The 22,693-nt window shown below is 65.6% G+C and carries 26 protein-coding genes and 1 riboswitch; of the genes, 5 read left to right on the top strand and 21 right to left on the bottom strand.

The annotated features are described in order from the left end of the window. Nucleotides 1-25: 25 nt before the first annotated feature. Entirely contained in the window at nt 26-1,309 is a 1,284-nt protein-coding gene (locus AC1DT2_RS01450; RefSeq protein ID WP_477293691.1) for a polyhydroxyalkanoate depolymerase, read from the top strand. 123 nt (nt 1,310-1,432) lie between these two features. Here AC1DT2_RS01450 and AC1DT2_RS01445 read toward each other — a convergent pair whose 3' ends face one another. Together AC1DT2_RS01445 and AC1DT2_RS01440 are read right to left on the bottom strand one after the other, a co-directional pair. Continuing rightward, the gene (locus tag AC1DT2_RS01445; protein WP_063573339.1) at nt 1,433-2,536 is read right to left on the bottom strand and encodes an SLC13 family permease; all 1,104 of its coding nucleotides are present in this window, start codon (nt 2,534-2,536) and stop codon (nt 1,433-1,435) included. Nucleotides 2,537-2,634: 98 nt separating this feature from the next. Continuing rightward, entirely contained in the window at nt 2,635-3,405 is a 771-nt protein-coding gene (locus tag AC1DT2_RS01440; RefSeq protein WP_477293688.1) for a GIN domain-containing protein, read from the bottom strand. 170 nt (nt 3,406-3,575) lie between these two features. On the opposite strand from AC1DT2_RS01440, the gene AC1DT2_RS01435 reads away from it, so the two are divergent. Beyond that, complete coding sequence (locus AC1DT2_RS01435) at nt 3,576-4,136, top strand: hypothetical protein (RefSeq protein WP_477293686.1); 561 nt, start codon at nt 3,576-3,578, stop codon at nt 4,134-4,136. Between the two features lie 206 nt (nt 4,137-4,342). Here AC1DT2_RS01435 and mazG read toward each other — a convergent pair whose 3' ends face one another. The 5 genes from mazG to gspN are packed head-to-tail and all read right to left on the bottom strand — an operon-like array spanning nt 4,343 to nt 8,064. Then, complete coding sequence (gene mazG / locus AC1DT2_RS01430) at nt 4,343-5,134, bottom strand: nucleoside triphosphate pyrophosphohydrolase (RefSeq protein ID WP_477293684.1); 792 nt, start codon at nt 5,132-5,134, stop codon at nt 4,343-4,345. After that, on the bottom strand, nt 5,131-5,952 hold the full coding sequence (gene cysQ / locus AC1DT2_RS01425) for a 3'(2'),5'-bisphosphate nucleotidase CysQ (protein ID WP_063573408.1): 822 nt from the start codon (nt 5,950-5,952) through the stop codon (nt 5,131-5,133). The genes mazG and cysQ overlap by 4 nt, the downstream gene beginning before the upstream one ends. Next, nucleotides 5,949-6,506: an ADP compounds hydrolase NudE gene (nudE, locus tag AC1DT2_RS01420; RefSeq protein WP_213948627.1), complete on the bottom strand. Its 558-nt coding sequence runs from the start codon at nt 6,504-6,506 to the stop codon at nt 5,949-5,951. Before nudE ends, cysQ begins: the two co-directional genes overlap by 4 nt. After that, nucleotides 6,503-7,291 (bottom strand): inositol monophosphatase family protein, encoded by a 789-nt coding sequence (locus AC1DT2_RS01415; RefSeq protein WP_477293681.1) that lies wholly within the window; start codon nt 7,289-7,291, stop codon nt 6,503-6,505. The genes nudE and AC1DT2_RS01415 overlap by 4 nt, the downstream gene beginning before the upstream one ends. Further along, nucleotides 7,288-8,064, bottom strand: coding sequence for a type II secretion system protein N (gene gspN, locus AC1DT2_RS01410; protein WP_213948625.1), 777 nt, complete (start codon nt 8,062-8,064; stop codon nt 7,288-7,290). Before gspN ends, AC1DT2_RS01415 begins: the two co-directional genes overlap by 4 nt. Before the next feature lie 56 nt (nt 8,065-8,120). Between gspN and AC1DT2_RS01405 the strand changes: the two genes are divergently transcribed. Further along, nucleotides 8,121-9,464 carry an adenosylmethionine--8-amino-7-oxononanoate transaminase gene (locus tag AC1DT2_RS01405; protein ID WP_477293679.1) on the top strand — a complete coding sequence of 448 codons (1,344 nt, stop codon included), beginning with the start codon at nt 8,121-8,123 and terminating at the stop codon, nt 9,462-9,464. Here AC1DT2_RS01405 and AC1DT2_RS01400 read toward each other — a convergent pair. Continuing rightward, nucleotides 9,461-10,087 carry a 2-hydroxychromene-2-carboxylate isomerase gene (locus AC1DT2_RS01400; protein ID WP_213948623.1) on the bottom strand — a complete coding sequence of 209 codons (627 nt, stop codon included), beginning with the start codon at nt 10,085-10,087 and terminating at the stop codon, nt 9,461-9,463. The two genes, AC1DT2_RS01405 and AC1DT2_RS01400, sit on opposite strands and share 4 nt — an antisense overlap. An 82-nt stretch (nt 10,088-10,169) precedes the next feature. On the opposite strand from AC1DT2_RS01400, the gene AC1DT2_RS01395 reads away from it, so the two are divergent. Then, nucleotides 10,170-10,904, top strand: coding sequence for a 16S rRNA (uracil(1498)-N(3))-methyltransferase (locus tag AC1DT2_RS01395; protein ID WP_477293677.1), 735 nt, complete (start codon nt 10,170-10,172; stop codon nt 10,902-10,904). A 103-nt stretch (nt 10,905-11,007) separates the two neighbouring features. Here AC1DT2_RS01395 and AC1DT2_RS01390 read toward each other — a convergent pair whose 3' ends face one another. The 13 genes from AC1DT2_RS01390 to AC1DT2_RS01330 all read right to left on the bottom strand — a co-directional run bounded on the left by AC1DT2_RS01390 (nt 11,008) and on the right by AC1DT2_RS01330 (nt 21,978). Beyond that, nucleotides 11,008-11,985, bottom strand: a complete 978-nt coding sequence (locus AC1DT2_RS01390; RefSeq protein WP_477293675.1) for a potassium channel beta subunit family protein — start codon at nt 11,983-11,985, stop codon at nt 11,008-11,010. Between the two features lie 9 nt (nt 11,986-11,994). Then, nucleotides 11,995-12,555: a phosphatidylglycerophosphatase A family protein gene (locus AC1DT2_RS01385; protein WP_063573525.1), complete on the bottom strand. Its 561-nt coding sequence runs from the start codon at nt 12,553-12,555 to the stop codon at nt 11,995-11,997. Beyond that, a complete protein-coding gene (gene thiL, locus AC1DT2_RS01380; protein ID WP_477293674.1) occupies nt 12,552-13,505 on the bottom strand; it encodes a thiamine-phosphate kinase in 954 nt (317 codons plus the stop codon). The genes AC1DT2_RS01385 and thiL overlap by 4 nt, the downstream gene beginning before the upstream one ends. A gap of 35 nt (nt 13,506-13,540) precedes the next feature. Further along, nucleotides 13,541-13,990 carry a transcription antitermination factor NusB gene (gene nusB, locus AC1DT2_RS01375; protein WP_063573523.1) on the bottom strand — a complete coding sequence of 150 codons (450 nt, stop codon included), beginning with the start codon at nt 13,988-13,990 and terminating at the stop codon, nt 13,541-13,543. Further along, complete coding sequence (gene ribH, locus AC1DT2_RS01370; protein ID WP_213948619.1) at nt 13,987-14,454, bottom strand: 6,7-dimethyl-8-ribityllumazine synthase; 468 nt, start codon at nt 14,452-14,454, stop codon at nt 13,987-13,989. Before ribH ends, nusB begins: the two co-directional genes overlap by 4 nt. Nucleotides 14,455-14,495: 41 nt before the next feature. Next, entirely contained in the window at nt 14,496-15,428 is a 933-nt protein-coding gene (ldcA, locus tag AC1DT2_RS01365) for a muramoyltetrapeptide carboxypeptidase (RefSeq protein WP_477293672.1), read from the bottom strand. Further along, nucleotides 15,428-16,519, bottom strand: coding sequence for a 3,4-dihydroxy-2-butanone-4-phosphate synthase (gene ribB / locus AC1DT2_RS01360; RefSeq protein ID WP_477293670.1), 1,092 nt, complete (start codon nt 16,517-16,519; stop codon nt 15,428-15,430). The genes ldcA and ribB overlap by 1 nt, the downstream gene beginning before the upstream one ends. 12 nt (nt 16,520-16,531) lie before the next feature. Continuing rightward, nucleotides 16,532-17,173 (bottom strand): riboflavin synthase, encoded by a 642-nt coding sequence (locus AC1DT2_RS01355; RefSeq protein WP_063571238.1) that lies wholly within the window; start codon nt 17,171-17,173, stop codon nt 16,532-16,534. 125 nt (nt 17,174-17,298) lie between these two features. Beyond that, nucleotides 17,299-17,449: riboswitch (FMN riboswitch) on the bottom strand. Nucleotides 17,450-17,688: 239 nt separating this feature from the next. Further along, on the bottom strand, nt 17,689-18,663 hold the full coding sequence (locus AC1DT2_RS01350; RefSeq protein WP_477293668.1) for a Gfo/Idh/MocA family protein: 975 nt from the start codon (nt 18,661-18,663) through the stop codon (nt 17,689-17,691). A 2-nt stretch (nt 18,664-18,665) separates the two neighbouring features. After that, nucleotides 18,666-19,730 (bottom strand): bifunctional diaminohydroxyphosphoribosylaminopyrimidine deaminase/5-amino-6-(5-phosphoribosylamino)uracil reductase RibD, encoded by a 1,065-nt coding sequence (ribD, locus tag AC1DT2_RS01345; protein WP_477293698.1) that lies wholly within the window; start codon nt 19,728-19,730, stop codon nt 18,666-18,668. A gap of 41 nt (nt 19,731-19,771) precedes the next feature. Continuing rightward, nucleotides 19,772-20,287, bottom strand: coding sequence for a transcriptional regulator NrdR (gene nrdR / locus AC1DT2_RS01340; RefSeq protein WP_063571237.1), 516 nt, complete (start codon nt 20,285-20,287; stop codon nt 19,772-19,774). 3 nt (nt 20,288-20,290) lie between these two features. Next, nucleotides 20,291-21,547, bottom strand: a complete 1,257-nt coding sequence (glyA, locus tag AC1DT2_RS01335; protein WP_063571236.1) for a serine hydroxymethyltransferase — start codon at nt 21,545-21,547, stop codon at nt 20,291-20,293. Then, the gene (locus AC1DT2_RS01330; RefSeq protein WP_477293665.1) at nt 21,451-21,978 is read right to left on the bottom strand and encodes a DUF817 family protein; all 528 of its coding nucleotides are present in this window, start codon (nt 21,976-21,978) and stop codon (nt 21,451-21,453) included. Before AC1DT2_RS01330 ends, glyA begins: the two co-directional genes overlap by 97 nt. Before the next feature lie 217 nt (nt 21,979-22,195). Between AC1DT2_RS01330 and AC1DT2_RS01325 the strand changes: the two genes are divergently transcribed. Beyond that, a partial coding sequence (locus AC1DT2_RS01325) for a hypothetical protein (protein WP_477293663.1) occupies nt 22,196-22,693 on the top strand: 498 nt, incomplete at its 3' end.

Below are 22,693 nucleotides of genomic sequence, written 5' to 3'. Positions count from 1 at the left end.
CACCTCCCCGCCCCCTGGACCATGCATGCTCTATCTCATGCACGAATTCCAACGCTCGATGCTCAGCCCCCTGACCTACTGGGCTGAAGCGAGTGCGAAGATGTTTGGCGATGTCGCCAGCCCGTTTGCCCGCATGCCTGGCGCCGACCGCGCCGCTGCCGGGTACGAGCTCATGTTCCGGCTGGGCAAGGCGTACGAAAAGCCCGAGTTCGGCATCCATACGGTCCACGCGCACGGTCACGATGTCGCCATCGTGGAGCAGGTCGCCATGGCCAAGCCGTTCTGTACGCTGAAGCGCTTCAAGCGCTTCTCCGACGATCAGGCCACGGTCGATCGCATGAAGAACGATCCCGCCGTGCTGGTCGTGGCGCCGCTGTCGGGCCACCACTCCACCCTGCTACGCGACACGGTGCGCACGCTGCTGCGCGACCACAAGGTGTACATCACCGACTGGGTCGACGCGCGCATGATCCCCACCGACGAAGGTTCGTTCTCGCTGGCGGACTACGTTTCCTATGTCGAAGAGTTCATCCGCCACGTCGGTGTGCATCGCGCGCACGTGGTTTCGGTGTGCCAGCCCACCGTGCCGGTGCTCGCCGCCGTCTCGCTGATGGCCGCTCGCGGTGAAGATACGCCGCTGACGCTCACCCTCATGGGTGGCCCGATCGACACACGCAAGAGCCCGACCAGCGTGGACAACCTGGCGACGACGCGACCGCTGTCGTGGTTCCGCAACCAGCTGATCCACAAGGTGCCGTATCAGTACCCCGGTGCCGGTCGCGAGGTCTATCCGGGCTTCCTGCAGCATGCGGGCTTCCTGGCGATGAACCCCAGCCGCCACGTCATGTCGCATTGGGACTTCTACGAGAACCTGCGCAAGGGCGACCTCGACGACGCCGAGCAGCATCGCAAGTTCTACGACGAGTACAACGCCGTGCTCGACATGCCGGCCGAGTATTACCTCGACACCATCGAAACCGTATTCCAGGAACATCGCCTGCCGATGGGCACGTGGGACGTGCACGGCGAACGTGTCCTGCCGGCGAAGATCAAGAACACCGCCCTGCTCACCATCGAAGGCGAGCTCGACGATATCTCCGGTCTCGGTCAGACCGAAGCCGCGCACGGCCTGTGCAAGGGCATCCCGAAGAAGCTCAAGAAGCACATCACCGTGGAAGGCGCCGGTCACTACGGCRTCTTCAGCGGCCGCCGCTGGCGCGACGTGGTCTACCCCGATGTCCGCGACTTCATCGCGAAGTTCGACAAGGGCAACAGCAACACCGGCGCCCACGGCAACCGCAAGGCTTGATGAGCTTTTGATCTTGTAGGAGCCGATTCATCGGCGATTGGGTGCTCGCGGCACCCTGGCCCGCTGGCGCGGGATCGCCGATGAATCGGCTCCTACAAAGAGCAGGCCCGCGCGGCGCCCGCGTTACAGCAACGCCCAGCCGATCAACCCGATTACGACGAAAAACGGCAGCGACCAGAGATGGAACGTGGCCCACGCCTTACGCTCACCGAGCAGCCGCAAGGCGATCAGGTTCGCCAGCGAGCCCAGCACGAAACCGAAGCCGCCCGCGTTCACCCCCCAGGCAATCGTGCGCCAGTCCTTTGAATACTCCGCGAGCAGGATCGCTGCCGGCACATTGCTGACAACCTGCGAGGCAAGTGCGCCTGTTGCGTAGAGGTGGGCGGGTTGCTCCAGTGCGAGTCCGCCAAGAAACTGCTTCACCGCATCGAGTCCGGCAAGCATCCGCAGGTCGATGAACATCAGCACGAAGGTCAACAGCAGACCCCAGTCGATGCTAGCGACGATGCGACGACGGAAGACGAGAAACACGGCCAGCACACCGAGCAGACCCCACGCCGCATGATGCAGGTCCGCCAGGATCAGGAAAGGCACATAGAGCGCCGCGGCGACGATCAGCATGTGCCGGTCGACGCGCTCTTCGCTTTCTTCGTGCACCTGAAGCGCCTCGCCAGGGAAGGCGAGCGCCGTGACCACCAGCAACAGCACAAGCGTGATCGCCACCAGCGGCAGCATCGCCCAGATGAAGGCACCGAATCCGTTGTTCCACTGCTGCCAGAGGAACAGGTTCTGCGGGTTGCCGATCGGCGTGAGCATGGATCCCGCATTCACCGCGAGCGCCTCGAACACGACAAGGCGGGTCGCGGGCATGCGCGCGATACGGCACATGCTCAGGGTGAGCGGCACCATGACGAACAATGAGACGTCATTGGTGAGAAACATCGACAACAGTGCTGTCGCGGCGACCAGGCCGAGCGCGGCCACGCGACGTGTGGATGTCCGTTCGATCAGCCAGTGGCCTGCGACGTTGAGCGCGCCACTGGATTCAACGGCTTTGGTCAACAGGAGCAGACCGGCCAGCGCGGCGATGGTCGGCCAGTCCACAAGCGACGGCCAATCGGGGATGCGCGACGGCTTGGCGATCGCCAGGAGGACCAACACCGCCAGAAGTACGAGAAAGAAGACGTCGCGACGCAGGGCGCGCAACGATTCGGGTAACCACGTCATGAATAGGATCCCGCTAGTCAGGACGGGATCATATCGGGTGTCCGCGTCGCCGGGGCGTGCAGGCCCCGACGATGCGGCGGAACGATGGAACTCGCGCCTCAGCGATCGCGCGGAACGTCGACCTTGCCGGTCACGCCACGCTGGGACACGTCGCCACTGCCCTTCGTGTTGACGGTGAGGTTACCCTTAACGCCGTCGACATCGATCTCGCCGGAGCCGACCGTTCCTACGGAAACGTCACCGGTGATGTCGCGAAGCTTCGCTTCGCCCGAACCCACGGTGGCGACGTGAACCCCGCCGCTGACGCCTGATGCAGTGAACGAGCCGGAGCCGACCGTGCTGACATTGACGGCACCGGTGTTGTCGATCTTCACTTCGCCGGAGCCGACCGTCGCGCTGAAAGCACCCTTGATGTCATGCGCCTCGAGCTCGCCCGAACCCACCGAGCTTTCAAGCGTCGCCAGACCACGCGCCTTCGCCTCACCCGAACCGACATTGATGATGACCGGAATGGACGACGGCACGGCCGCATCGACCTTCAGATCGCTGTAGCTGTGGCCGAAGCTCCAGTGACCCTCTCGATTGTCGGTCAACTCGACCAGGAGGGTGTCGCCCTCGCGACGCTGAGTCACCACCAGCGTGTCCAGGACGTCCTGGCTGGACGCGCAGGCCTTACCACGCACGGTGCCCTTACCTGCGGGCGCGGTCCCTTGCACGCGAAGATCGTACGCGTTAGTGACGAAGGTCACGCTGCGCGCGCCGGAGAGATTCAGATCGAGGTTGCGGTCAGCGTGAAACTTGCAGTCGCTGCTGTCGGCCATGGCGGCGGCCGGCGCCAACAAAAGGGCGGCGAGGATCAGGTGGCGCATGATTTTGCTCCGGTAGTGATTCGGTGTACCAGTGATGGATGCCGGCCGCCCGAAAAAGGTTGCAACCTTCTCATTTCTTCACACGAAGCTGACCGGGCGGCAACGAACCGGTCAACCGGTGGCGAGGCGGCACGTTTTTCCCCGTGCACCACCTAACCGGGAGACAACCTATGCAACGCAAGACCCTGATCGCCAGTGCCGCTTCCCTGCTCCTCGCCGGCTCCACCGCCTTCGCGTTCGCGCAGGATTCCGCCCCCCAGACCCCGTCGGCTCCGACCGCACGCTCCGCCCAGGCGGGCGCCCCTGCTGGACAGGGCCCGAAATGGGGTCATGGCGGCCAGTGGGGCCATGACGGCCAGGACGGTCGTGGTGGTGAGCACGGCCGCGGCGAGTGGGCCAGGCACGGCCACGGCAAGGAGCAGGGCGGCGTCATCGGCGACCTGCACAGCCTCGAGCGCCTCTACGTCCTGACCGGCCGCAGCAAGGAATTGCCGGCGCTGTACAACGAAGTCCTCGCCAAGTCGCAGAACCCGCGCGTGCGCGACTACGCCTATCGCCACCTCGCCCGTGCTCAGATGCAGCCGACGAACGTGGACGCCGCGATCTCGACGCTGCGCAAGAGCCTCGACGAGAACCTCGCGCAGGACCAGAAGCGTCACCAAGACATGGAAGCGTTCAAGGCGCGTATGCAGCAGCGTGCGGCAGCTGCGCCGGCTGCTAGCAGCAAGTAAATCGTCAGACGGAAACGGGGCCCTCCGGCCCCGTTTTTTCGTGCGTCATTACGAGCAACCATCGCCGCTGAAGCGGCTCCCACAAGAGCGGCGCGCAGGCTCCCTGTGGTAGCCGCTTCAGCGGCGATGCGTCATGTGGGAGCCGCTTCAGCGGCGATGCGTCATGTGGGAGCCGCTTCAGCGGCGATGGGTGCTCGCGCCAGCAATCAAACACCCTCGCGCTTCACCCGAACCCACAACGCCTCCTGCTCGTCCAGCGGATACGACGCAAGCAACCGCCCCTCGCTCGCCGCGATTGCCTCCATCGCGCGAAACCGACGCTCGAACTTGGCGTTCGCCCCGCGCAATGCACGCGACACATCCACCTTCGCATGCCGCGCAAGATTCGCTGCGACGAACAACACGTCGCCGATCTCGTCGGCAAGCCGTTCTTCATCGGCGCCGTTGTCGAACTCGTGCCGTACCTCTTCAATCTCTTCCGCCATCTTGTCCAATACCGGACGATGGTCGGGCCAGTCAAAGCCGACGTTAGCTGCGCGCTTCTGCAATTTCACCGCGCGCTGCCATTCCGGCAGGCCATGCGAAATGCCAGCCAACGCGCTGGTGTCTTCACCGCCCTTCGCGGCGCGCTCTTCAGCCTTAAGCCGGTCCCAGTCGCGAGACTGCGCCGCGAGGCTTTCATGCCTCACGTCTTCGAACACGTGCGGATGGCGGCGGACCATCTTGTCGCAAATTCCCGCGACAACGTCGCCGAAAGCGAAATGCCCTGCTTCCTCGGCCATGCGCGAGTGGAAGACCACCTGCAGCAGCAGATCGCCCAGCTCGTCGCGCAGGTCGGTCATGTCGTTGCGGTCGATCGCATCGGCAACTTCGTACGCTTCCTCGATGGTGTACGGCGCGATGGTTGCGAAGCTCTGCTTCACGTCCCACGGGCAGCCGTTCTCAGGATCGCGCAGGCGCGCCATGATGGCGATGAGTTCGTCCACCGGTCGCGTCACGCGGCGTCCTCCGGATCGATAAGTCGCCCGGCCCAGTCGATCGACGTGTCGCCGCAGGCAATGAATTCGGGATTGATCAGTGAATCGCGTGTGTTGTATCGGAACGGCCGGCCGGCCAGATCGAGTACCGCACCGCCGGCCTCCTCGAGGACACACTGGGCAGCGGCGGTATCCCATTCCGAAGTCGCGCCCAGGCGCAGATAGATATCCGCGTCGCCGCGCGCAATGACGCAGAACTTCAGCGAGGAACCGAGCGCGAAGGTTTCGTGTTCGCCCAGACGGTCGAGCAACGTGGCCGCGCGAACACCCGCATGCGAACGGCTGCCGGTGACGCGGAGCAGGCTACCGGCCTGCCGGGCATGTATCGCGACCCGTTCGGAGGTGGGCGTGCTTTGACGCCAGGCGCCGCAGCCACTCGCCGCGGCGTACAGATCGCCGGTGACCGGCGCCAGCACCACGCCGAGCACGGGGCGATGATCTTCGATCAGGGCGATGTTCACGCTGAACTCGCCGTTGCGCTTGACGAACTCGCGCGTACCGTCGAGCGGGTCGACCAGCCAATAGCGGCGCCACGTGCGTCGTTCAGACCAGGGCGCGGCCAGCGCTTCTTCGGAAATCACCGGTATGCCGGGTGCGAGTTCACGCAAGCCTTCTTCGATCACGCGCTGCGCGGCAAGGTCGGCAGCAGTGACCGGCGAGTTGTCGTCCTTGCAGATGACCTCGAAGTCCTGGGCGTAGACGGCCAGGATCGCCTCGGCGGCCCGCTGCGCGATCGCGCAGACAGGATCGAGCCAACGGGCGCAGGGCGCGGCGGTCACGTCGGCTTGTAGCGACCGGCGAGATACTCGCGGGCCATGAAGAGGGCGGCGATCGAACGCCCTTCGGTGACATCGTCACGGGCTAGCAGCTCGTGCAGGTTGTCCATGCGCCAGGGCACGACCTCCAGCTCCTCGGGTTCGTCGCCCTGCAGACGCTCCGGGTAGAGGTCCTCAGCCAGCACCACATAACCCAGGTGCGTCATATACGACGGCGACAGCGACAGCGTGCCGAGGATCTTCAGCTTGCGTGCGCCGAATCCGACTTCTTCCTTCAACTCGCGGTCCGCGCCCTGCTCAGCGGTTTCGTCGCGATCGAGCCGGCCTTTGGGCACGCCGAGTTCGTAACGGTCCACGCCGACGCCGTACTCGCGTACGAGCAGCACGGTTTCCGGGTCGCGCATGGCAACGATCAGCACGGCACCGAATCCACCCCCCTTGAGGCGCTGGTAAGTGCGGCGCTCTCCGTTGGAGAACTCCAGGTCCACCTCTTCCACGCGGCGGAAATGGCTGTCGGGTGCATCACGCGTCGCCAGGATTTTCGGACGTTTGTTCATCGGTCGATTGTAGCGCCGGTCAGTCTCGCGAGTGCCGCGGCATGGATGGCGGGTGTGCCGGCAAGCACGCCGCGCGTTTCCAGGCCCAGGGCGGCCCCGTCGATATCGGTGAAAACACCACCAGCCTCGCGCACGATGACGGCCAGTGCGGCGATATCGAGGATGTTCACATCAGACTCGATCACGAGATCGAGACCGCCGCGTGCGAGAAGATGGTAATGGCAGAAGTCGCCATAGCCGCGAATGCGATTGCTTTCGCGAATCATGCTGCCCAATGCATGCCAGCGGGCATCGGCGGTCAGCGTCTTCACGTTGCCCGTCGAGATCGACGCCTCCGCCATCGATGCCGTCGCCGCGACGCGCACTGGCTCACCATCGAGCCAGGCACCGCGTCCGCGCACGGCCCACATGCGCTCGCCATAGACGGGCGCCGAGGAGACGCCGAGCACGAGCTCGCCCCGATGCATCAGCGCGATCTGGGTCGAGAAGAACGGCGTGCGGCGAACAAAGCTCTTGGTGCCATCGAGCGGGTCGACCAGCCACAGATAGTCGCGCGACGTATCGTCGGCACCGTACTCCTCGCCGTAAATGCCTGCGTCGGGAAGGGCTTTGGCGAGGATGCCGCGGATGGCCATTTCCGCTTCACGGTCGGCGATGGTCACCGGGGTATCGTCACCCTTGACGATAACGTCGACGCCCGTGCGCCAGTAATGCAGGATGATGTCGGCGGCCGCGCCGGCGGCGTCGCGCGCGGCGGCGAGCGCCTTGTCGAGAGTGTCGGTCATGGCGTGATGATCGAGGGCGCGAGCCCTGCCTTGCGTTGGAGGTTGACGGCACCGTCGCGACCCAGGGGACCGAAACGCGCAATGAGATGGGAAAGCGCGGTGTCCTCGATGCGCGGCACCAGCCGGCCATCGAGTCGCCAGCCAAGTGGCGTCGCGGCGAGCGCGGCATGAACCAACAACGACCCCTGGCCGTCATCGGCAAGCGTCGCGCGCAGGATGCCGCCCTGGCTACCGGCTTTCAACGCGATGGCACCCAGGGCGATGTGGCCTTCGGGCGTTTTCACGGCGGCGGCCTTCCAGAGGATGTCGGCATCCAGCGCGACCGGCCAGTTGCCCTGCAGTTCGGCGCGCGGCACCTTGCCTTCGATCACACCGACCGGAACCAGCTCCGGCGGCAGCGCGGGACCACTCAGGGCCGTGGCGTCCAGACGGAAGTCGACACCAGTCCAGATCATGTGGTCCGCGTCGGGCCGTTCGAGGTGCCCCTGGAACCGGCCGGCACGTCCATCGAGGTTCATATCCAGATGGGTGCGGCCGAGGATGGCATCACGGCCCAGGTGCCAGGTCAGGGCGCCCAGCTCGCGCCCGTCGATCGTGGTGACCTTGCCAGCCCGGCCGTCCCACACGGTGCCGGAGACATCGTCGAGGACGAACCCGTGTGCCCGGCGGGCGAGAAGCGACGTGGCCACGCCAGCAGGCATGAACCAGTAGAACAGACCGGCAGCGAACGCCAGCAGGACGACAACCAGGCCGATCCGACGAAACCACTTCAAACGATCACCTCACCTCTCGACTTGAGGACAAGGCCGCAGGGGGCGATCATGGGCGGATGACCGATGCCCTTGTCGCGCGCGACCTCTCCGTCCTCTGGCACCCGTGCACCCAGATGCACGACCACGAAACCCTGCCCATGGTACCCGTGGTACGCGGTGAAGGGGCGTGGCTGGTCGGCGCGGACGGCAAACGCTATCTGGACGCCGTCAGCTCCTGGTGGACCAACCTGTTCGGCCACGCGGAGCCGCGGATCGCGGCGGCCCTGAAAGACCAGCTGGATCGCCTCGAGCACGTGATCTTCGCCGGCTTCACGCATGAACCGGCGGTGGAACTGGCCGAGGAACTGGTCCGTATCACACCGAAGGGCCTGGACCGGGTTTTCCTCGCCGACAACGGCTCGGCGGCCGTCGAAGTGGCGCTGAAGATGAGCTTCCACTACTGGCTCAACCAGGGCCACGGCGAGAAGACCCGCTTCATCGCCCTCACCGGCAGCTACCACGGTGAGACGCTAGGTGCGCTCTCGGTCAGCGACGTGGCGCTGTACCGCAAGACCTATGCGCCGTTGCTGTTGACCCCGGAACTGGCGCCCTCCCCCGACACCTACGAAGGCGAGCCGGGCGAAACCCCGAAAGAAATCGCAGCGCGGCGCCTTGGCGAAATGCGCGCCCTGCTCGAACGGCATGCGCACGAAACCTGCGCGGTGATCGTCGAGCCACTGGTTCAGTGCGCCGGCGGCATGCGCATGTACGACGCCTCCTACCTCACGGGCCTGCGCGCCCTCTGCGATGAGTTCCAGGTGCACTTCATCGCCGACGAAATCGCCGTGGGCTTCGGCCGCACCGGCACGCTGTTCGCCTGCGAGCAGGCCGGTATCTCGCCGGACTTCATGTGCCTGTCCAAGGGCCTGACAGGTGGCTTCATGCCGCTTTCGGCGGTGGTCACAACGAATGACGTCTACCAGGCCTTTTACGCCGAGTACGCGGCGGGCAAGGCCTTCCTGCATTCGCACAGCTATACCGGCAATCCACTGGCCTGTCGCGCTGCCACGGCCACGATGAATATCTTCCGCGACGACCCCGTGCTCGAGCGCAACCGCGTGATCGCCGCCCATATGGCAAAGCGGATCGCCCCGCTGGTCGACCATCCCCACGTGGCCGACGTACGACAGACCGGCATGATTGCCGCGATCGAACTGGTCGCCGACAAGGCGACCCGCACGCCCTTCCCCGCCGCCGACCGGCGCGGCCTTCGCGTCTACCGCCATGGACTGGACCACGGCGCGCTGCTGCGGCCGCTCGGCAACATCGTGTACTTCATGCCGCCCTACGTCATCACCGAAAGCGAGATCGACTTCATGGTCGACACCGCCATCGCCGGTATCGAACAAGCCGTGCGCTAGATCCGCGAAAGGCCGATCGGAAGATCGCCCAGCCGGGCCATCTCCGCGTCGTCGAACAAGTCGGGGTGGGCGAGGAAGTCCATGGCGAAGTCATGGGCATCCGCACCCCAGAACAGCTCGCCGCCGATCGCGAGGGTCGGCACGCCGAACACCCGGTCCTGCATGGCCAGCTCGAAGTTGGCCTGCAAGGCCGCCTTGACCTCGGGCGCCGACAGGGCGGCGCGAAGGTCGGTGATACCCAGCGACGCCGCCAGCGGGGCCAGGGCCTCCGGCGTGTCCGCCGCGCGTCCATGGGCCCATATCCATTCGAAGATCGCACCCACGGCTTCCACGGTGCCACCTGCCGCGATGCATAGGCGCAGGGCCGGCAGCGGATTGAACGGATGGGTCGGCGGGAACTTCAGCGGTACGTCGGCTTGCCGTGCACGCCACAGGGCGTAGCGATAGGTGAACTCACGTTTGCCCTCGATCTCCGCCGGGCCGCGTTGCTCCATCTGCTTGAGGAGGGCCCCGAACAGCATCGGCCGCAGCGAAACCTCGTGCGTCCTGCATAGGTCGCGCACCGCCGGCCACTGAAGCCAGCTGAACATGGAAACGAAATCGAAGTACCAGGCGATCGGCATGCAGGGCTCCGTCGTGAATGGGCCGACGATAGCGAGCCTCGCCGCTCGCTACAATGGACGTTCCGTGACACAAGGCTCATCCATGCGAACCATCCGCATCCACGTCGACGCGCCGCTCGCCACCGGCCGCGACATCACCCTGCCCGCCCAGGCCGGCGAGCATGTCGCCCGGGTGCTGCGCATGGAGGTCGGCGCCCCGGTGGTGCTCTTCGCTGGCGACGATGGCATGGAGTTCGACGCCACCCTTGCCTCGGTCGGCAAGCGCGAAGTGGTCGCTTCGGTAGGCGAAGGGCGTGTGGTCACCAACGAGTCGCCGCTGTCACTCACCCTCGCCCAGGGCGTGGCACGGGGCGAGAAGATGGACCTGATCGTGCAGAAGGCGACCGAGCTCGGCATCGCGCGCATCGTCCCGATCCTCACCGAGCGCTCTGAAGTGAAGCTGGACGCCGCCCGCAGCGAGAAGCGTCTTGCGCATTGGCGCGCCGTGGCGTCGAGTGCGTGCGAACAGTCAGGACGTGCGCGGGTGCCGTTGATCGAGGCTGCGCAGCCGCTGGCTGCGTGGCTCGCGTCGCTGGGCGAAGGCGGCCCGATGCGGCTCGCCCTGCTGCCCGAAGGAACGAAACGCCCGGGCGAACTCCACCTCAGCGAAGCCGCCATCCTCGCTATCGGGCCCGAAGGTGGCTTCGGTGAACGCGACCGCACGGCGCTCGCCACCGCGGGCTTCACGGGCCTGAAGCTGGGGCCGCGCATCCTCCGCACCGAAACGGCCGGCCTTGCTGCCATCGCGGCGTTACAGGCGCTATACGGCGACATTTAACCTGTAGCTGTAGGAGCCGATTCATCGGCGATCCCGCAGCAGCGGGCCGGGACTCGGCGAGCACCCTTCGCCGATGAATCGGCTCCTACAGAAAAGCGCGCCCCTATGCGGCGGGCTTCAACGCCGCATCGATCTTCCGCATCACGCTATCGTCGAGCAGCTTCACCGCATCGAGCGCCATGAGGTTCTCCTCGAGCTGCGCTTTCTTGCTCGCCCCGAGGATCACGGTCGAGACGTGCGGGTTCTTCAGGCACCATGCCAGCGCGAATCGTGCCATCGGCAAGCCGAGCTCGGTGGCGATCGGCGCCAGCGCACGCACTGTCTTCAACTTCGCGCCACCGTCTTCGAGAAGGGCGTCACGTAGCCAGCCGTTACCTGCCTGGCCGAGGCGCGAGTCGTCAGGAATGCCATCGTTGTACTTGCCCGTGAGCAGGCCCGACGCCAGCGGCGACCAGATGGTGGTGCCCATGCCGTGGTCTTCGTAGAGCGATGCGTATTCCTGCTCGACGCGATCGCGATGCAACAGGTTGTACTGCGGCTGCTCCATCGACGGTGCAACAAGATGGTTCTCGCGTGCGACGCGATGCGCCTGGGCGATGAGCTCGGCCGGCCACTCGCTGGTACCCCAGTAGAGCACCTTGCCCTGGCGAATCAACGCATCCATCGCCCACACGGTTTCCACCACAGGTGTGTCCGGATCGGGGCGATGGCAGAAATACAGGTCGAGATAATCGACGCGCAGGCGCTCGAGTGCCTGGTGGCAGGCATCGAAGACGTGCTTGCGCGAGAGGCCGCGCTGCGTCGGTTTCGGGTCGGTCACCGCACCGAAATAGACCTTGCTCGATACGCAGTAGGCATCGCGCGGCAAGCGCAGATCGGCAATGACATCACCCATCAGCCGCTCGGCGTCGCCCGCGTTATACGTCTCGGCGTTATCGAAGAAGTTGACACCGCGGTCGTAGGCCAGCGCGATCAGTTCGCGCGCATCGGAGCGCCCGACCTGACGTCCGAACGTGACCCATGCGCCGTACGACAGAGCGGAGAGTTTCAGGCCGGTCGAACCGAGACGACGGTATTCCATGAGGATGCCCTAAGAGTGGTGGCCGAACATTAAATAGATGAGGTACCCGGCGAACCCGATGATGATGCCCGTGGAGATGATGTAGATCAGGTAAAGCACGACGGCAGCGAAGACCCCGGCGACCACGTCATCGATCATGACGCCCAGCCCTCCCTTCACCCGCCTGTCGATCCACCCGATCGGCCAGGGCTTGCGGACGTCGAACGCCCGGAACAGGACGAACGCCGCAGGCACAGCCCACAGCTCGTGAATGAACAGCGCAGGGATCAACGCGATCCACTGGCCAACGAACTCATCCCACACGAGGCTTCGGTGATCGGCGACCCCGATGATCCGACCGGCGACGTCACATGCCCACACACCCAAAGCGAACGACACGGCGATGATCGCCAGCCAGTACTCGATGGACAACGTGCGCAGGAACAACCACGGCAGGATCGCCGCCAGCGAACCGAACGTGCCCTGCGCCTTCGGCGTCAGTCCGGAACCGAAACCGCAGGCTATCCAGCCTGCCGGCGATGCCAGCAGGCGACGGCGATCGGCGGGATCGAGGACGTATTTCGTGCTCATGCGACGAAGTGATTCCAGCCCGTGCGCGATAGCGCGATCTCCGAGCCGTCGAGGTTGAGCACGCGAACGCCCTTGCCTTCGACGATACGACCGATGCGCGTCGCACCACCGCCAAGGCGAGCCATGTTCGCGGACACCTCACCGGCGCGATCGGCCGGCACGGTAAAGCAGAGCTCGTAGTCGTCTCCGCCAGACAGTGCGAAATCGATCGTGTCCGCATCCTCGAAGTGGGTGAGCAGCGCGGACGAGCGAGGCAGCATGGCCGCATCGATTTCGGCGCCGACACCGCTGGCCTTGCAAATATGCCCGAGGTCGGCCACGAGGCCGTCTGAAACATCGATGCATGCCGTCGCGATGCCACGCAGACCGTTACCGGCGGCCACGCGCGGCGTGGGTCGGTTGAGGCGCTCGATGAGCGCCACGTAAGGCGAGGCATCCGCCTCGGCGAGGCAACGAAGACCGGCGGCTGCGTCGCCGAGCGTGCCGGTGACCATCACGACGTCACCCACGCGTGCGCCGGAGCGCAGCAGCGCTTCGCCCGGAGCGGTAAAGCCGTGCACGGCCACCGTGACGGTGAGCGGACCCCGCGTGGTGTCACCGCCGATGAGGGCAAGGCGCAGTGGCGTAGCGAGCTCGGCGAAACCGCGCGCGAGTTCGTCGACAAACGCTTCGTCGCTATCGGGGAGGGTAAGCGCAAGGAGTGCCCACGCCGGCGTGGCACCCATGGCGGCGAGGTCGGAGAGATTCACCGCGAGCGCCTTCCAGCCGATATCGGCGGCGGCGGTCCCCACGGGAAAATGGACACCCTCGACGAGGGTATCCACGGCAATAGCCAGCTCCCGGCCGGCCGGTGTGGCGACGACGGCAGCGTCGTCGCCGATGCCGGTCAGCACGTCGTCACGGTGGACGTCGGTATGCCGGCGAATGCGGTCGATCAGGTCGAATTCCATGCAGGTTCCTTAGCCCGCGAGGATTCGCGGCACGATCAGGATCGCTTCTCGGCCGTACGCCAATGTGTGGCGAGTTTGTCGAGCACACCGTTCACATAGCTGTGGCCATGATCCGCGCCGAAGCGCTTGGTGGCTTCGACGGCCTCGTTGATCACGACGCGGTACGGCACGTCAGGGCGGTACTTCAGTTCATAAGCGCCCATGCGCAGGGCCGACAGCTCGATGGGATCGATCTGCGAGACTTCACGGTCGACAAACGGCTTGATGCCGTCGTCGAGTTCCTTCACGTGCTTCTCCACGCCGCGCAGGATGTCCTCGAAGTACTCGAGGTCAGCGACGACCATGTCCTGCTCGTGGCGAAACTGCTCGATGACGTTACCCATCTTGCTGCCACCGACCTGCCAGGCATACAGCGCCTGGAGCGCGCGGCGACGCGCACGCGAGCGCGCAGCGAGGTCGATACCGTGCGGAGGTGTGTTGTTCATTTACCGAGCTTCGCGTAGAGGTTCACCATCTCGATCGCGACCATGGCCGCGTCGACACCCTTATTGCCTGCCTTGGTGCCAGCGCGCTCAATGGCCTGCTCGATGCTGTCGGTCGTGAGGACGCCGAACGACACCGGCACGCCGGACGCGTACGCGGCCTGGCCGAGGCCCTTGGCGGCTTCGCCGGCGACGTAGTCGAAGTGGGGAGTGGAGCCGCGAATGACCGCGCCCAGACCGAGCACGGCGGCGTACTTGCCCGAACTGGCGATCTTGTAGGCCGCCTGCGGGATTTCGAACGCGCCGGGGACGCGGATCAGGTCGATCGCGTCCTCTTTCACGCCGTGGCGAACCAGCGCGTCGCGCGCGCCCTCGACCAGCGGCTCGACGACGAACGCGTTGAAACGACCGGCAACGATGGCGAAGCGGCCCTTGGGGGTGGCGAAATCGCCTTCGATGATCTTCATGGGTAGTCCTGTGGCGGGCGGGCCGCTGGCGGCCGGTTATTTTACGGGGTTTTCGGCCTGGGGTGGCCGCTGAAGGTGAGCACGGCGGTCCCATCGGCGACGACGAGCCGCCCTGGGGCGCCAAAAGGCAGGGTGAACTTGGCCGCATCGTGGCCGAACGGCAGGCCACGGACGATCGGGATGCCCGCGACGGCGGCAATCCGCTCGAAGGTGGCGTCCAGGTCGTAGCCGTTGTCGTATTCGGTGGTCCGGTAGCTGGTGAAGTCGCCGATGACCAGCACCTTCTGCCGCGCCAGCACGCCAGCGTGGAACAGGTGATAGAGCATCCGCTCGACCCGGTAGGCCGGCTCGGCGATGTCCTCGATGAAGAGGATGCCGCCCTCGATCCGGGGGAAGAAGGGCGAGCCGATGAGGCTGGTGAGCATCGCCAGGTTGCCACCCCATACCGTCCCTTCGACATCGAGGGCCTCGGTTTCCGGTGCGTCCCACGTGGCACGGCCTTCGTCGGCCGCCAGCGTGGCCCAGAAGTGCTCCCAGGTCTGCGCATCGAGTTCGGGTGCACCGAAATCCGCGCCCAGCATGGGGCCACCCAGGGTCACCAGCCCACTTCGGGCAAACAGCGCGCACTGCAGGGCGGTGAAATCGCTGTGTCCGACCAGGGCCAGCGGGGCGTCCCCGAGACGCTGGCGCAGGCCGTCGTAGTCGAGCAAGGGCAGCAGCGGGTGGGCACCGTAGCCGCCGCGGATCGCCAGGGCGACATCCGGCAAGGGTTTTGACGTGTCCGCCAGCGCGTTGATGTCCGCGGCGCGCTCGGCGTCGCTACCTGCAAAGCGCAGCTCGCGGCGTTCGAGCACGTTCTTGCCCTGCACGTTGTGGCCGGCCTCTTCCAGTCGCGCGATGCCACGAGCCATGGCTTCGGGGTTGTGTGGGTAACCGGACGGCGCGATCAGGCGAATATCGTAACTCGGGGTCATCAGCCAGCTTGCTCCACCACTTCCAGGCCGAAGCCCGCGATGCCGACAAGCTTACGCGGCGTGCCGATGACGCGGAGACGCTTGACGCCAAGATCCGCGAGGATCTGCGCGCCGAGGCCGGTCTGCCGCCATTCCTGGTCGTCTTTCGGGGCCGGCATCGGTGCTGCGTCACGCCTGAGGCGCGCCAGCAGTGCCTCGGGTGCATCGGCACCTGAGAGCACCACCAGGACGCCGCGCTGCTCGGCGTCGATCTTGCGCAGCGCTTCGGTGACCGTCTGTCCGAGGTCGTCGCGCTTGAGGTGGAGGACATCCGATAGCGTGTTGCGCACATGCACGCGGGTGAGCACCGGCTCGCCGTCGGTCACGTCGCCCCGGACCAGGGCGAAGTGCAGGCCGTGACGGATGACATCGCGATAGGCGACCAGGCGGAACGGACCGAACTCGGTGTCGACGTCTTCTTCGTGTACCCGCTCGATCGTCTTCTCGGTCTCGAGGCGGTAGCGGATAAGGTCGGCGATCGTGCCGATCTTCAGGCCGTGCTTCGCCGCGAAGATCTCGAGCTCCGGACGCCGTGCCATCGAGCCATCGTCGTGCAGGATCTCGATGAGCACCGACGACGGCTGCATGCCGGCGAGAGTGGCCAGGTCGCAGCCGGCTTCGGTATGGCCGGCACGGCTGAGCACGCCACCCGCCTGCGCGGTGAGGGGAAAGATATGCCCGGGCATGGTGATGTCCGCGGGCTTCGCATCCGCTGCCGCCGCCACCTGGATCGTGCGCGCGCGATCGTGCGCGGAGATGCCCGTCGTCACCCCTTCGGCGGCCTCGATCGAGACCGTGAAGTTGGTGTGGTACGGCGAGTTGTTGTCGCTGACCATCGGCTTGAGGCCGAGCTGGCGCGTGTGCTTCTCGGTGAGCGTGAGGCACAGCAGGCCGCGCGCTTCGCGGACCATGAAGTTGACGTCCTCGGGGCGCACCTTCTCGGCGGCCATGACGATATCGCCTTCGTTTTCGCGGTCCTCGTCATCGAGGATGACGACCATGYGGCCCTGGCGGAGGTCTTCGAGAATCTCGGGAATCGTATTGAATGGCATGGGAGGTCCGGGTCAGACGAAGCCGTGTTGCTTCAGGAAGGCCTCGTCGAGGCGCGGGGTGTCACCACTGGAAAGCAGGCGTTCGATGTAGCGCGCGACCACGTCCACCTCGATGTTCACGCCATCGCCGGGGCGACGCGCGGCGAACGTCGTATGTTCCACCGTATGGGGGATAAGGTTCACTCCGAAGCGATTGCCGTTGACTTCGTTCACCGTGAGGCTGGTCCCGTCGATGCAGACCGAACCCTTGTGCGCGATGTAGCGCGCGATGTCGCTGGGAACTTCGAAGGTCCAGCGCAGCGAGCGGCCGTCCGGAACGACGGAAACGACCTTGCCCGCGCCGTCCACGTGACCGGAGACCAGATGACCGCCGAGGCGGTCGGCCAGGCGCAAGGCCTTCTCCAGGTTCACGGTATCGCCGGCCTTGTGCTTGCCGAGCGTGGTGTGGGCGAGGGTTTCGTTGGAAACGTCGGCGGCGAAGCTCGTCGTGTCGAAGTCGATCACGGTCAGGCAGACGCCGGAAACCGAGATGCTGTCGCCCAGGGCGACATCGGCCATGTCGAGCGCGGCGGTGTCGACGACGAGGCGGACGTCGCCGCCACGGGGTTCCAGCCGCGCAATGCGGCCGACGGCCTGGATGATGCCGGTGAACATATTAGTAGCCTCCCTGCAGGGAGACGGTGGTGCAGAGTCGAATTTTCATGAAACGTTTCCCGCGGTAATGAGCGAAAAACGCCCCAAGGCGCATGGCGTCGCGCGTCCCCTGGGGAACGTGCGAACGCCGTCTTCTTTCATCCGGACTGTAACCGTCGGCTCCGGCATGGGACCGGATCTGCTGACCTCCCGGCCGAAACCGGGAGCGCTCGCGGGCTCGTTTCCTTGCGGAAACCTACCGCCGGTGGGGAGTCACACCCCGCCCTGAAGACGCTGTGGAGGCCAGTTCCCCCAAGGGAACCAGCCGGCGGAGAATAGCATGGGGCCCGCCAGCCCAATTGCAACACTGAACCTACCCGTTGACCCCGTTACGGCACACCTGCTCCTGTGGGAGCCGATTCATCGGCGATCCCGCGGCAGCGGGCCCGTTCGGGGCGAGCACCCATCGCCGATGAATCGGCTCCCACAGAAGGCAAGAGCATCGCCGATGAATCGGCTCCTACCGGGCGGAGGTTCTAGCCCCGTAGTACCTGATCCATCACCCAGCTGGTCCGCGCCCCGGTCTCGCCGGTGGACGGGCAGGCACCCTTGCCGGTCAGCTCGGCGACGATGGATTCGATCAGTGGCTGCTGTATGTGCTCGGGATGGGCGATAAGGATGTCCTCCACACGACCGCCAGCCTCGAGGCGGATGGGCCCTTCGCCGAAGGTGGCGAAGACCAGACGCCCGCGATCCCCCACGATCTCGACGCGATCTTCCCGCCGGTCCGCGCAGAAGTTCCACAGACCCGTACCGAGCACCCCGGATCCGAACGAGAACGCCATGGCCACGGTGTCCTCGGCCGGATAGGCGTCCATCTGATGCGAGACCATACCGCGCACGGTGACGATGGGACCGAGCAGGAAGTCGAGGATGTCCAGCGTGTGGCAGCCGATGTCGACGAAGATGCCGCCTCCCGAGAGCTCCGGGCGCACGGTCCACGGCAGGTTGGCCGGGTCCTGATAACGCGCTTCGAAGGGATGGTGCAGAAGTACGTTGACCAGTCGCGGCGTGCCGATGGCACCTTCGGCCAGCAGCGCCGCGATGCGGCGGAAACGCGGCAGCATGCGGCGGTAATAGGCCACGAAAACCGGCACGCCGGCCGCCCTGCCCGCCTCGACGATCGCCATGCATTCCGCGTGGTCGATCGCCATGGGTTTCTCGACGTACACCGGTTTCCCCGCAGCGATCGCCATCAGCGCGTACTCGCGATGGCTGGAGGGCGGTGTGGCGATGTAGACGGCATCGACGTCCGGGTCGGCAATGAGTGCCGCCGCGTCGTCGTGCCAGCGCGGCACGCCATGGCGCGCTGCATAGTCACGTGCCTTGTCGCCGTCACGGCGCATGACCGCGACGAGCGACGAATCAGGAACTTTGGAGAAGGCCGGGCCACTCTTGACCTCGGTCACCGCACCGCAGCCAACGATGCCCCAACGTACGTGGGACCGCACGGTCACGACGTCGGGCGCAGCTGCAGGCGCATATCGTCGCCGACCTGCCGGCGGTCTACCGTATGCAGTTTCCACCGCGACGCCATGTCATCCAGCGGCGGCAGGTTGAGCATCGGACGACCGGTATGTCCGAGCAGGATCGGTGCGATGTAGACGATCAGTTCGTCGGCCAGACCTGCGGCAAGCAGCGCGCCGCAAAGCACCGGGCCGGCTTCGACATGGACTTCGTTCACGTCATGGCGCGCCAACCAGTGAAGGACCGCACGCAGATCGAGGCCGCCGCCGTCTTCCTGACGGATGGCGGCGCGACGGATATCGGAAAGGTGCGCAGGTACCGAGGCATTCTCCGCATGGAAGAGCACCGTGGGCGCAGCGCCATCCAGCACGTTCGCGCCTGCCTGCGTGCGTAGCCGGGTGTCGACGATCGCGCGCAACGGCGGCACGAAGGGCTCACCTTCCGGCAACCGCACGGTCAAATGCGGATCGTCGGCGAGCACCGTACCGCTCGCGGAGAGGATCGCGGAAGAACGGGCGCGCCAGCGCTGTACATCGGCACGCGCGGCCTCGCCGGTGATCCACTTCGACGAGCCGTCGGCCAGCGCGGTGCGCCCGTCGAGGCTCATCGCCAGTTTCACGCGTACCCACGGACGTTGCCGCTCGATGCGGCTGAAGAAACCGATATTCAGTTCGCGCGCGGCGTCGCGCATCAGGCCCACCTGCACACCGATGCCCGCGTCGCGCAGCCTGGCAATGCCGGCACCGTCGACCTTGTCGAACGGGTCTTCGTGCGCGATGACGACGCGCCCGACGCCGGCGGCAATCAGGGCATCGGCGCAAGGCGGCGTGCGGCCATGATGCGCGCAAGGCTCCAGCGTGACGTACGCCGTGGCACCGCGCGCGGATTCGCCCGCTTCGCGCAATGCGAATACTTCCGCGTGTGGCTGACCGGCACGTGGGTGCCAGCCCGTACCGAGCACGGTTTCACCACGCGCAATGACGCAACCCACGCGCGGGTTCGGTTGCGTGGTGTGCAGGCCGCGTGCGGCCAGGCGCAAGGCGTGCGCCATGTGTACGTGATCCATGGCGGGGAAGAACGGCCGCGACATGATCAGCTCTTGCGCCCGCGCCTGGCTGCGTCCAGCAGCGGCAGTTGCAGGCCTTCGAGTGACGGCAGGTCGCGTTCGAGCTTCTCGATCTCCTCGCGGAAGGCGTGGACGTCCTCGAACCGGCGATACACGGAGGCGAAGCGAACGTAGGCTACCTGGTCGAGCGCCTTGAGCTCGCGCATCACCAGCTCACCGACCTGTCGCGACGGTACTTCGCGCTCGCCACAGCGACGCAGGTCGTTCACCACCGCGCGCACGGCACCATCGACCGCATCGCTGGAAACAGGACGCTTCTGCAGCGCGCGCTCGAAACTCACGCGCAGCTTGTGTTCATCGAAGGGCTCGCGACGATCGCCGGATTTGACGATCGCCGGAAGCTTGAGCTCTGCCGTTTCGAACGTGTTGAAACGCTCGCTGCACTGCGGACACTCACGGCGACGCCGCACCGTGCCACCGTCCTCCGTGAGACGGGAGTCGATGACACGTGTGTCTTCATGCTGGCAGAACGGACAATGCATCGATCAGCCGTAAACCGGGAACTTGGCACACTGCGCGGTCACTTTCTCACGCACGGCCGCGATGACCTTCTCGTCGCCAGGGGCATCCAGCACGTCACACATCCACTGGGTGAGCTCGACCGTGGCCGCTTCGTCGTAGCCGCGGGTGGTGATCGCCGGCGTACCGACGCGCAGGCCCGAGGTGACGAACGGCGAGCGTGGGTCGTTCGGCACCGCGTTCTTGTTCACGGTGATATGCGCCTTGCCCAGCGCCGCCTCCGCGTCCTTGCCGGTCGCATCGCGGCCGATGAGGTCGATCAGCATGAGATGGTTTTCGGTGCCGCCGGAAACGATCTTGTAGCCGCGCTCGATGAAGGTCTTCGCCATGGCCTTGGCGTTCTTCACCACCTGGGCCTGGTAGGTCTTGAACGAAGGCTCCAGCGCTTCCTTGAAGGCGACTGCCTTGGCCGCGATGACGTGCATCAGCGGACCACCCTGGATGCCCGGGAAGACGATGGACTGCAGCTTCTTTTCCAGCTCCTCACCCAGGCCCTTGGCGACGATGATGCCGCCGCGCGGACCGCGCAGCGTCTTGTGCGTGGTGGAGGTGACCACGTGCGCGTGCTCGATCGGGTTCGGGTACTCACCCGCCGCGACCAGACCGGCGATGTGCGCCATGTCGACGAACAGGTAGGCACCGACTTTGTCGGCAATGGCGCGGAAGCGACCCCAGTCGAGGATCTGCGAGTAGGCTGAGAAGCCGGCCACGATCATCTTCGGCTTGTGCTCGACGGCGAGGCGCTCGACTTCGTTGTAGTCGACCAGCCCCGATTCCGGGTCGATGCCGTACTGCACGGCGTTGAAGATCTTGCCGGAGAGGTTGACCTTGGCGCCGTGAGTCAGGTGACCGCCGTGGGCCAGGCTCATGCCCAGGATGGTGTCGCCGGGCTGCAGCAGAGCGAAGTAAACGGCCTGGTTCGCCTGCGAGCCGGAATGCGGCTGCACGTTGGCATAGTCCGCCCCGAACAGCTGCTTCAGACGGTCGATGGCGAGCCTTTCGGCGACGTCCACGTACTCGCAGCCACCGTAGTAGCGTTTGCCCGGGTAACCCTCGGCGTATTTGTTGGTCAGCACCGAACCCTGCGCTTCCATGACGCGCGGGCTGGCGTAGTTCTCGGAGGCGATCAGTTCGACGTGATCTTCCTGGCGACGGGTCTCGTTAGCGATGGCCTTGGCCAGTTCGTCGTCGTAGCCGGCGATCGTTGCATCCTTCGGGAACATCTCGACCTCATGGGGGCAGGTGGGGAAACAAGACCGAAAGTGTAGCGCTCACGGGCGTTTGCGGCCACTGCCACGCGTCTCAGCCACCGCGCGACCCGCTCGGGCGCCATACCCGGGCGCACGGCCATGCACCCCCGTGGTGGGTGAAGAAGTTCAGGTAGATGGCGCCGGCGAGCACCATCCCGGCCCACAGCGGGGAGCGCGTCGTACAGGGCGATCGGGGCGCCTTTCGGCCAGTAAAGGCCCGAAAGCAGCAACAGCGCCACCATGCAACCGCCGAAGAGGCAGGCCCAGGCCTGCTTCATGCCAAAGCAGAGGAACTCGTAGGCGAACACGCCAAGGCTTCCGCGCGCTTTCGCGAGTTCGGCGAGCGTCGTGTCCAGCCTTCCCCAGCCGTGCGCGGTGCGTCGTCCATGGGCACGCCCGTCCATCGCGATGTCCTCTTGCGTGTTGTGCTGCCCGGAGGATGGACGTTCGCAAGGGCATTCCCCTCGCACCTGTGGGGCAAAGCGCGGGCGCTGCGGCCGAAGAGCCAGGTCCCAGGTCTCCGCTGACTTGCAAGCCAGCCGATGCCTACAGCACCCGCCCGCAAGGATCCGTAGGGTTTATTCCGGGCATCACCCACCCTCCTCCCGAATGGAAGCACCCATGACCCACATTTCCAGCAAGCTCGCTCTGGCCATCGGATTGGCATTCGCCGGTTGGCAGACAACCGTCCTCGCCAAGTCATCCTCAGCCACACTCTTCGACGGTTATGTCGCTGCCGGCCTGCCGCAGGCGTTCGCGCTCCCCCGCCCCGCCGACGATGAACGGGGCGAAGGGATCGACCAGGTCGTCATCGAGGAAAAGCTCGATACGGACGTGGTCTTTCCCGATGGAAGCCATGCAATGACCTATGTCGGGACGTCGAATGGTATTGAAGCGATGTTTACGCGCATCGGCGACGACCTGAGCGTGTCGGTGTCCGACGAACGGCTCGAGCCCACGGTATCGACCGGACGGATTCGCCGCAGYGCAGCGCCAGAGATGGACGATGCGATCACCCTCCCACCGTCGGCGAGTAAGCGCGCATTCTCGCTCACGGCAGAGCCACAGACGCAGGCACCGCGGGAACTCCAGTTCTGGATCTTCCTGCATGACCAGTCC

The organism is Luteibacter sp. P4_E6, assembly GCF_056401535.1.
The sequence above is the reverse complement of the archived record's forward strand: the minus strand, read 5'-3'. Positions and strand labels throughout refer to the sequence as shown.